Below are 8,972 nucleotides of genomic sequence, written 5' to 3'. Positions count from 1 at the left end.
CGCTCAGTTTCGACTGAGCGGCTTTTTTTATGCGCTTTCCTTTCAGCGCTCTTTTTGCGGACTAGTTGGCCAAACGGCTAACGCTGCATCAAAGCGCGGGCGCAACGCGAATGCGTTGGTAAAATTCGTGTCACCGGCATCACGCTGCTTCTCTCAAATTCATGTCCCGTCCGCTCGAAATTCTCAACGAAGTCTTCGGTTACCCCGCGTTCAGAGGGCAGCAGGGCGAAATTGTCGAGCACGTCGCCGGCGGCGGCGACTGCCTCGTGCTGATGCCGACGGGCGGCGGCAAGTCCCTCTGCTATCAGATTCCGTCGCTGGTACGCCGTGAAGGCGGCTTCGGCACCGGCATCGTCGTTTCTCCGCTGATCGCGCTGATGCAGGATCAGGTCGCCGCGCTCACCGAAGTGGGCGTGCGCGCGGCGTATCTGAATTCGACGCTCTCGAGCGCGGAAGCGATGGCGACCGAGCGCGCGTTGCGCGACGGCGATATCGATCTGCTCTACGTGGCGCCGGAGCGTTTGATCACACCCCGTTTCCAGGAGTTGCTGGAGCGCACGCGTATCGGTTTGTTCGCCATCGACGAAGCGCATTGCGTGTCGCAATGGGGGCATGATTTCCGTCCGGAATACATTCAGTTGTCGGTGCTGCACGAGCGGTTCCCGAACGTGCCGCGAATCGCGCTGACGGCCACCGCTGACGACATCACGCGCGACGAGATCGTCCACCGCCTGGCGTTGGACGACGCGCGCATTTTCGTGTCGAGCTTCGACCGGCCGAACATTCGTTATCGCATCGTCGAGAAGGACAATGCGCGTACGCAGTTGCTGGACTTCATCCGCGCGGAGCACTCGAAGCCGGACGGCACGACCGACGCGGGCGTCGTCTATTGCCTGTCGCGCCGCAAGGTCGAAGAGACGGCGGAATGGCTGAAGGAAAAAGGCATGCGCGCGCTGCCGTATCACGCCGGCATGGAGTTCGAAATCCGCCAGAAGCATCAGGAGATGTTTCAGCGCGAGGAAGGGATTGTGATGTGCGCGACGATCGCATTCGGTATGGGGATCGACAAACCGGACGTGCGTTTCGTCGCTCACCTCGACCTGCCGAAGAGCGTCGAAGGCTACTACCAGGAAACGGGTCGCGCGGGCCGCGACGGCATGCCGGCGAATGCATGGATGGCCTACGGTCTCGGCGACGTCGTGCAGCAGCGCAAAATGATCGACGAATCCGACGCCGACGACGCGCACAAGCGCGTACAGACCGGCAAGCTGGACGCGTTGCTCGGATTGTGCGAAGCGGCGACCTGCCGGCGCGTGCGCCTGCTCGGCTATTTCGGTGAATCGAGCAAGCCTTGCGGCAACTGTGACAACTGTCTTGAACCGCCGGATACATGGGATGCGACGCGCGAGGCGCGCATGGCGCTATCGTGTGTGTTCCGCGCACAGCGTGCGAGCGGCTTTCATTTCGGCGCCGGCCATCTGATCGACATCCTGCGCGGTAACAGCAGCGAGAAAATCCTGCAGCGTGGTCACGAGAAGCTGACCACATTCGGTATCGGTTCGGCGCTTGGCGAGCAGGAGTGGCGAGCTGTGTTCCGCCAGTTGGTCGCATTCGGATATCTGACGGTCGATCACGAAGGCTTCGGCTCACTCGTCCTGACCGAGGCGAGCAAGCCGGTGCTCAAAGGTGAGCAGAACGTCACAATGCGCCGCTATGTGAAGCCTACGCGCACGCGTCAATCGTCCGGCCGCACCAGTGAGCGCGCCGACCCGACGATCGGCATGGGCCCGCGCGAACGTGCGCGCTGGGAGCGGCTGCGGGCATGGCGCACAGAAACGGCGAAGAGCGATGGCGTGCCGGCCTATGTGATTTTCCACGATGCGACGCTGGCGGAAATTGCCCGCAACGGCCCCGACTCGATTGACGATTTGCGCGGCATCCCGGGTATGGGCGCGCGCAAACTCGACCGTTTCGGCGACGAACTGCTGGAAGTTGTCGCTGCCGACTGAGTGCTCAGCGAATGCCTGAGCAGGTCGGCAGGGGTGCGAAACATCGCAACCTGTTGACTCCTTTAGTAAATTCGGACTATTATGCTAGGTTCCGGTTCTTGGAATGCCTGCGCGCGTAGTTAACTCGTGCATCGGTACCCGGTCCGGAAGTTCGATGCGCAATCGTTTCTGCTTTGCCCGGAAACAGATGCGTCGATTTTGTTCAATTTCAGGAATAAACAATGCCAACCATCAATCAACTGGTTCGCAAAGGCCGCGCGTCGGAAACGACGAAGAGCAAGAGCCCGGCTTTGCAGGACTGCCCCCAGCGTCGCGGCGTGTGCACCCGTGTGTACACCACGACGCCGAAGAAGCCTAACTCGGCACTGCGTAAGGTTGCCAAGGTTCGTCTGACGAACGGCTTCGAAGTTATTTCGTACATCGGTGGTGAAGGCCACAACCTGCAGGAACACTCGGTCGTGCTGATTCGCGGCGGCCGTGTCAAGGACTTGCCGGGTGTGCGTTACCACATGGTTCGCGGCTCGCTGGATACCCAGGGCGTCAAGGATCGTAAGCAGGCTCGCTCGAAGTACGGTGCGAAGCGTGCCAAGGCTGGCAAGTAATTAGCCGGTCAGTATTTCAGGTCGCCTGCAAAGGCGGTAATAGCGGTGGTACCGGAATCGCCGGTGCTGTCGAGTAAGTGGTCACCCGACCGGGCTGGTAAGTCGTAAGAGATAAATCGGGTTAGTTGGTGGCCGCGGGGCTGAAAATAGCTCCAACTGAAAAGTTAAAGGAAGAAACATGCCGCGTCGTCGCGAAGTCCCCAAGCGGGAAGTGTTGCCGGATCCGAAATTCGGTAACGTTGATGTAGCTAAGTTCATGAACGTGCTGATGCTCTCCGGCAAGAAGTCGGTTGCCGAGCGTATCGTGTACGGCGCTTTCGAACAGATCCAGACCAAGGGTGGCAAGGACCCGCTGGAAGTGTTCACGGTAGCGCTCAACAACGTCAAGCCGGTGGTCGAAGTGAAGAGCCGACGCGTTGGTGGTGCGAACTATCAGGTTCCGGTCGAAGTGCGCCCGTCGCGTCGTATGGCATTGGCGATGCGTTGGCTGCGTGAAGCCGCGAAGAAGCGCAGCGAGAAGTCGATGGCCCTGCGTCTGGCAGGTGAACTCTCCGAAGCGGCCGAAGGCCGTGGCGGCGCAATGAAGAAGCGCGACGAAGTTCACCGGATGGCAGAAGCCAACAAGGCGTTCTCGCACTTCCGTTTCTAAGCTTCCCGAATCCGGGTTTAGCAGAAAAAGCGGAAAGAAATTCCGGGCGGGTGCGCTTACAAAGCGCCTCGCCCGTTTGTGTTACAGCGCGATGGGCATTTTCTCGCATCGCGTCATCCCAATAGAGGATCAAAGTGGCTCGCAAGACACCTATCGAGCGCTACCGTAACATCGGTATTAGCGCTCACATCGACGCCGGCAAAACGACGACGACCGAGCGCATCTTGTTCTACACCGGCGTGAACCACAAGATTGGTGAAGTTCACGACGGCGCTGCCACCATGGACTGGATGGAGCAGGAGCAGGAACGCGGCATCACGATCACGTCCGCTGCTACCACGGCGTTCTGGAAAGGCATGGCCGGCGACCGCGCTGAGCACCGCATCAACATCATCGACACCCCGGGCCACGTCGACTTCACGATTGAAGTTGAGCGCTCGATGCGCGTGCTCGACGGCGCATGCATGGTGTACTGCGCTGTGGGCGGCGTTCAGCCCCAGTCGGAAACCGTGTGGCGTCAGGCTAACAAGTACAAGGTTCCCCGTCTCGCGTTCATCAACAAGATGGACCGTACCGGCGCGAACTTCTTCAAGGTTTACGACCAGCTCAAGCTGCGTCTGAAGGCGAACCCGGTTCCGGTCGTGGTGCCTATCGGCGCGGAAGAAAACTTCACGGGCGTCGTCGATCTGCTGAAGATGAAAGCGATCATTTGGGACGAAGCGTCCCAAGGCACGAAGTTCTCGTACGAAGAAATCCCGGCAGAACTGGCTGACTCTTGCAACGAGTGGCGCGAGAAGATGATCGAAGCGGCCGCCGAGTCGAGCGAAGAGCTGATGAACAAGTACCTGGAAGAGGGCGAGCTCTCCGAAGCGGAAATCATCAAGGGTCTGCGCGACCGTACGATCGCTTGCGAAATCCAGCCGATGCTGTGCGGCACCGCGTTCAAGAACAAGGGCGTGCAACGCATGCTGGACGCAGTGCTCGACTTCCTGCCGTCGCCGATCGACATCCCGCCGGTTACCGGCGAGCTGGAAAACGGTGAAAAGGGCGAGCGCCGCGCTGCCGACGACGAGAAGTTCTCGGCACTGGCATTCAAGATCATGACCGACCCGTTCGTCGGCCAACTGATCTTCTTCCGTGTGTACTCGGGCGTCGTGAATTCGGGCGACACCGTGCTGAACGCGACCAAAGACAAGAAGGAACGTCTGGGTCGTATTCTGCAGATGCACGCAAACCAGCGCGAAGAAATCAAGGAAGTCCGCGCAGGCGACATCGCTGCTGCAGTCGGCCTGAAAGACGCAACGACCGGCGACACGCTGTGCGATCCGCAAAGCCCGATCGTGCTCGAACGCATGATTTTCCCGGAGCCGGTGATTTCGCAGGCTGTCGAGCCGAAGACGAAGCCTGACCAGGAAAAAATGGGTCTGGCGCTGAACCGTCTGGCGCAGGAAGATCCGTCGTTCCGCGTTCAAACGGACGAAGAATCGGGCCAAACCATTATTTCGGGCATGGGCGAGCTCCACCTGGAAATTCTGGTTGACCGTATGAAGCGCGAGTTCGGCGTGGAAGCAACCGTCGGTAAGCCGCAGGTTGCATACCGCGAAACGATTCGCGGCAAGGCGGAAGACGTTGACGGCAAGTTCGTCAAGCAGTCGGGTGGTCGCGGCCAGTACGGTCACGCGGTCATCACGCTCGAGCCGAATGAGCAAGGCAAGGGCTACGAGTTCCTCGACGAGATCAAGGGCGGCGTGATTCCGCGCGAATACATCCCGGCGGTGGACAAGGGTATCCAGGAAACGCTGAAGGCTGGCGTGCTGGCAGGCTTCCCGGTCGTCGACGTCAAGGTTCACCTGACGTTCGGTTCGTACCACGACGTTGACTCGAACGAAAATGCGTTCCGCATGGCCGGTTCGATGGCGTTCAAGGAAGCAATGCGCAAGGCTCAACCGGTCATCCTCGAACCGATGATGGCTGTTGAAGTCGAAACGCCTGAAGATTACATGGGCAACGTGATGGGCGACCTGTCGGGTCGTCGCGGCATCGTGCAGGGCATGGACGACATGGTTGGCGGCGGCAAGATCGTTCGCGCCGAAGTCCCGCTGTCGGAAATGTTCGGCTACTCGACGTCGCTGCGTTCGCTGACCCAAGGTCGTGCAACGTACACGATGGAGTTCAAGCACTACTCCGAAGCACCGCGTAACGTGTCCGAAGCGATCATCAACGCGAAGTCGAAGTAATCGCGCGGCAAGTCATTCAACGATTAACTTTTTGAAAGAAGAGAAACATGGCTAAAGGTAAATTCGAACGGACCAAGCCGCACGTGAACGTCGGCACGATCGGTCACGTTGACCACGGCAAGACCACGCTGACGGCAGCGATCACGACGGTTCTGACGCAGAAGTTTGGCGGCGAAGCGAAGGCATACGACCAGATCGACGCGGCGCCGGAAGAAAAGGCACGTGGTATCACGATCAACACGGCACACGTCGAGTACGAAACGGCTAACCGCCACTACGCACACGTCGACTGCCCGGGCCACGCTGACTATGTGAAGAACATGATCACGGGCGCAGCGCAGATGGACGGCGCGATCCTGGTGTGTTCGGCCGCTGACGGCCCGATGCCGCAAACGCGTGAGCACATCCTGCTGGCGCGTCAGGTTGGCGTGCCGTACATCATCGTGTTCCTGAACAAGTGCGACATGGTGGACGACGCTGAGCTGCTGGAGCTGGTCGAGATGGAAGTTCGCGAACTTCTGTCGAAGTACGACTTCCCGGGCGACGACACGCCGATCATCAAGGGTTCGGCCAAGCTGGCGCTGGAAGGCGACAAGGGCGAGCTGGGCGAAGTGGCGATCATGAATCTGGCCGACGCGCTGGACACGTACATCCCGACGCCGGAGCGCGCAGTTGACGGTGCGTTCCTGATGCCGGTGGAAGACGTGTTCTCGATCTCGGGTCGCGGCACGGTGGTGACGGGTCGCGTTGAGCGCGGCGTCGTGAAGGTCGGCGAGGAAATCGAAATTGTCGGTATCAAGCCGACGGTGAAGACGACCTGCACGGGCGTGGAAATGTTCCGCAAGCTGCTCGATCAGGGTCAGGCAGGCGACAACGTGGGTATCCTGCTGCGCGGCACGAAGCGTGAAGACGTGGAGCGTGGCCAGGTTCTGGCGAAGCCGGGTTCGATCAACCCGCACACGCACTTCACGGCTGAAGTGTACGTGCTGAGCAAGGACGAAGGTGGCCGTCATACGCCGTTCTTCAACAACTATCGTCCGCAGTTCTACTTCCGTACGACGGACGTGACGGGCTCGATCGAGTTGCCGAAGGACAAGGAAATGGTCATGCCGGGCGACAACGTGTCGATCACGGTGAAGCTGATCAACCCGATCGCGATGGAAGAAGGTCTGCGTTTCGCAATCCGCGAAGGCGGCCGTACGGTCGGCGCAGGTGTGGTTGCCAAGATTCTCGAGTAAAATCGCGGATTGACGTATTTGCTGTAAGTGGTGCCCGGAGCCGGGCGCCGGGCCCTCAGCGGGCACCCGGCTCTACGTTCTTTTACTGTCTGGCGGTGCAATACCGCCTCGCTCTTTTCCAAGGAATTGTCATGCAGAACCAGAAAATCCGCATTCGCCTGAAGGCTTTCGACTATCGCCTGATCGATCAATCGGCAGCTGAAATCGTGGACACGGCAAAGCGGACTGGCGCAATCGTTCGTGGTCCGGTGCCCCTGCCGACCCGCATTCAACGCTTCGACATCCTGCGTTCGCCGCACGTCAACAAGACGTCGCGCGACCAGCTCGAAATCCGTACGCACCAACGCCTGATGGACATCGTCGATCCGACGGACAAGACCGTTGACGCACTGATGAAGCTGGACCTGCCGGCTGGCGTGGACGTGGAAATCAAGCTGCAATAAAGCTTCAAAGCGTTGCCTGGCGTGCCAGGCAACGCTAAGTCATTGATTGCTTGCGGAAAACGAAAAGCCTCGCTATAATAGTGGGCTTTTCGCGCATTTGCGCAAAAAAGTCGGCGTGCTGCAGCATGAATTCATGCCCGAAACGGCGCCGGCATTTTGTAAATTAGCCCCGACCAATCGCAGTCGGGAATGGAGAAAACGATGAGCCTTGGACTCGTAGGTCGCAAGGTTGGTATGACCCGTATCTTCACGGCAGAAGGGGATTCGATTCCCGTTACCGTGCTGGACGTGTCCGACAACCGCGTGACGCAGATCAAGACTGTTGAAACCGACGGCTACACGGCCGTGCAGGTTGCATTCGGTACGCGCCGTGCATCGCGCGTGACGAAGCCGTTGGCCGGTCATCTCGCCAAAGCCGGTGTTCAAGCCGGTGAAATCCTCAAAGAATTCCAGATCGATGCTGCCAAGGCTGCCGAGTTGTCGAACGGCACCGTGGTCGGTCCCGACCTGTTCGAAGTGGGCCAGAAGGTCGACGTGCAAGGCGTGTCGATCGGTAAGGGCTACGCCGGTACCATCAAGCGTTACAACTTCGCATCCGGCCGTGCATCGCACGGTAACTCGCGCTCGCACAACGTGCCGGGCTCGATCGGTATGGCGCAGGATCCGGGTCGTGTTTTCCCGGGTAAGCGCATGACCGGTCACATGGGTGACGATACGGTAACCGTGCAAAACCTCGAAATCGCTCGTATCGACGCTGACCGCAAGCTGTTGCTGGTCAAGGGCGCCGTTCCGGGTGCGAAGGGTGGCAAGGTATTCGTTACGCCGGCCGTGAAGACGCGTGCCGTGAAAGGAGCGAAATAATGGAACTTAAGCTCCTGAATGCCAATGGTCAGGAAGGTGCAGGCGTTAGCGCGTCGGACGTCGTGTTCGGCCGCGATTACAACGAAGCCCTGATTCACCAAGTGGTAGTGGCGTATCAAGCGAATGCCCGCAGCGGCAACCGCGCGCAGAAGGACCGTGAGCAAGTCAAGCACACGACCAAGAAGCCGTGGCGTCAAAAGGGTACGGGCCGCGCTCGTGCCGGTATGTCGTCGAGCCCGCTGTGGCGCGGCGGTGGCCGTATCTTCCCGAATTCGCCGGAAGAAAACTTTTCGCACAAGGTTAACAAGAAGATGCATCGCGCAGGCCTCTGCTCGATCTTCTCGCAGCTGGCCCGCGAAGGCCGCATCTCGGTGGTCGACGAGCTGACGCTCGAAGCGCCGAAGACGAAGCTGCTGGCCGAAAAATTCAAGGCGATGGGTCTCGACTCCGTGCTGGTGATTACCGACACGGTTGACGAAAACCTGTACCTCGCGTCGCGCAACCTGGCCCATGTGGCAGTTGTCGAGCCGCGTTACGCCGACCCGCTGTCGCTGATCTACTTCAAGAAGATCCTGATCACGAAGGCTGCGGTCGCCCAGATCGAGGAGTTGCTGTCATGAGCGAGATTCGCAAGAACGATCATCGTTTGATGCAGGTCCTGCTCGCGCCGGTGATCTCCGAAAAGGCGACGCTGGTGGCCGACAAGAACGAGCAAGTCGTGTTCGAAGTCGCGCCCGATGCCACGAAGCAGGAAGTGAAAGCTGCAGTCGAGCTGCTGTTCAAGGTGGAAGTCAATTCCGTCAACGTGCTGGTCTCGAAGGGCAAAGCCAAGCGCTTTGGCCGCTTCATGGGCAAGCGCAAGGACGTGAAGAAGGCGTACGTCTGCCTGAAGCCCGGCCAGGAAATCAACTTTGAAGCGGAGGCCAAGTAATC

At 59.5% G+C, this 8,972-nt stretch carries 9 protein-coding genes; all 9 read left to right on the top strand.

Going from position 1 to position 8,972, the window contains the following annotated elements:
- The first annotated feature begins 161 nt into the window (after window positions 1–161).
- The 9 genes from recQ (at window position 162) to rplW (ending at window position 8,970) form a co-directional block, all read left to right on the top strand.
- Window positions 162–2,009, top strand: coding sequence for a DNA helicase RecQ (gene recQ / locus PQR54_RS33665; RefSeq protein WP_408253231.1), 1,848 nt, complete (start codon window positions 162–164; stop codon window positions 2,007–2,009).
- A gap of 221 nt (window positions 2,010–2,230) precedes the next feature.
- Entirely contained in the window at window positions 2,231–2,611 is a 381-nt protein-coding gene (rpsL, locus tag PQR54_RS33660; RefSeq protein ID WP_006998493.1) for a 30S ribosomal protein S12, read from the top strand.
- 178 nt (window positions 2,612–2,789) lie between these two features.
- A complete protein-coding gene (gene rpsG / locus PQR54_RS33655; RefSeq protein ID WP_006053291.1) occupies window positions 2,790–3,260 on the top strand; it encodes a 30S ribosomal protein S7 in 471 nt (156 codons plus the stop codon).
- A 134-nt stretch (window positions 3,261–3,394) separates the two neighbouring features.
- Window positions 3,395–5,497, top strand: a complete 2,103-nt coding sequence (gene fusA, locus PQR54_RS33650; RefSeq protein WP_012434573.1) for an elongation factor G — start codon at window positions 3,395–3,397, stop codon at window positions 5,495–5,497.
- A gap of 47 nt (window positions 5,498–5,544) precedes the next feature.
- The gene (gene tuf, locus PQR54_RS33645) at window positions 5,545–6,735 is read left to right on the top strand and encodes an elongation factor Tu (protein ID WP_012434572.1); all 1,191 of its coding nucleotides are present in this window, start codon (window positions 5,545–5,547) and stop codon (window positions 6,733–6,735) included.
- A 131-nt stretch (window positions 6,736–6,866) separates the two neighbouring features.
- Window positions 6,867–7,178 (top strand): 30S ribosomal protein S10, encoded by a 312-nt coding sequence (gene rpsJ, locus PQR54_RS33640; RefSeq protein ID WP_006998489.1) that lies wholly within the window; start codon window positions 6,867–6,869, stop codon window positions 7,176–7,178.
- Window positions 7,179–7,379: 201 nt separating this feature from the next.
- Complete coding sequence (rplC, locus tag PQR54_RS33635) at window positions 7,380–8,039, top strand: 50S ribosomal protein L3 (RefSeq protein WP_007180137.1); 660 nt, start codon at window positions 7,380–7,382, stop codon at window positions 8,037–8,039.
- Window positions 8,039–8,659 carry a 50S ribosomal protein L4 gene (gene rplD / locus PQR54_RS33630; RefSeq protein WP_007180136.1) on the top strand — a complete coding sequence of 207 codons (621 nt, stop codon included), beginning with the start codon at window positions 8,039–8,041 and terminating at the stop codon, window positions 8,657–8,659. Before rplC ends, rplD begins: the two co-directional genes overlap by 1 nt.
- The gene (gene rplW, locus PQR54_RS33625; RefSeq protein ID WP_007180135.1) at window positions 8,656–8,970 is read left to right on the top strand and encodes a 50S ribosomal protein L23; all 315 of its coding nucleotides are present in this window, start codon (window positions 8,656–8,658) and stop codon (window positions 8,968–8,970) included. Before rplD ends, rplW begins: the two co-directional genes overlap by 4 nt.
- Window positions 8,971–8,972: the final 2 nt, after the last annotated feature.

Origin of the sequence: Paraburkholderia phytofirmans (genome assembly GCF_046028095.1) — a bacterium.
GTDB lineage: Bacteria > Pseudomonadota > Gammaproteobacteria > Burkholderiales > Burkholderiaceae > Paraburkholderia > Paraburkholderia phytofirmans_A.
The sequence above is the reverse complement of the archived record's forward strand: the minus strand, read 5'-3'. Positions and strand labels throughout refer to the sequence as shown.

Excerpts from the sequence above, each read along its gene's own strand:
- rpsJ (WP_006998489.1), top strand. The coding sequence starts at position 6,867 with ATGCAGAACCAGAAAATCCGCATTCGCCTGAAGGCTTTCGACTATCGC.
- tuf (WP_012434572.1), top strand. The coding sequence starts at position 5,545 with ATGGCTAAAGGTAAATTCGAACGGACCAAGCCGCACGTGAACGTCGGC.
- rplW (WP_007180135.1), top strand. The coding sequence starts at position 8,656 with ATGAGCGAGATTCGCAAGAACGATCATCGTTTGATGCAGGTCCTGCTC.
- rplD (WP_007180136.1), top strand. The coding sequence starts at position 8,039 with ATGGAACTTAAGCTCCTGAATGCCAATGGTCAGGAAGGTGCAGGCGTT.
- recQ (WP_408253231.1), top strand. The coding sequence starts at position 162 with ATGTCCCGTCCGCTCGAAATTCTCAACGAAGTCTTCGGTTACCCCGCG.
- rplC (WP_007180137.1), top strand. The coding sequence starts at position 7,380 with ATGAGCCTTGGACTCGTAGGTCGCAAGGTTGGTATGACCCGTATCTTC.
- rpsG (WP_006053291.1), top strand. The coding sequence starts at position 2,790 with ATGCCGCGTCGTCGCGAAGTCCCCAAGCGGGAAGTGTTGCCGGATCCG.
- rpsL (WP_006998493.1), top strand. The coding sequence starts at position 2,231 with ATGCCAACCATCAATCAACTGGTTCGCAAAGGCCGCGCGTCGGAAACG.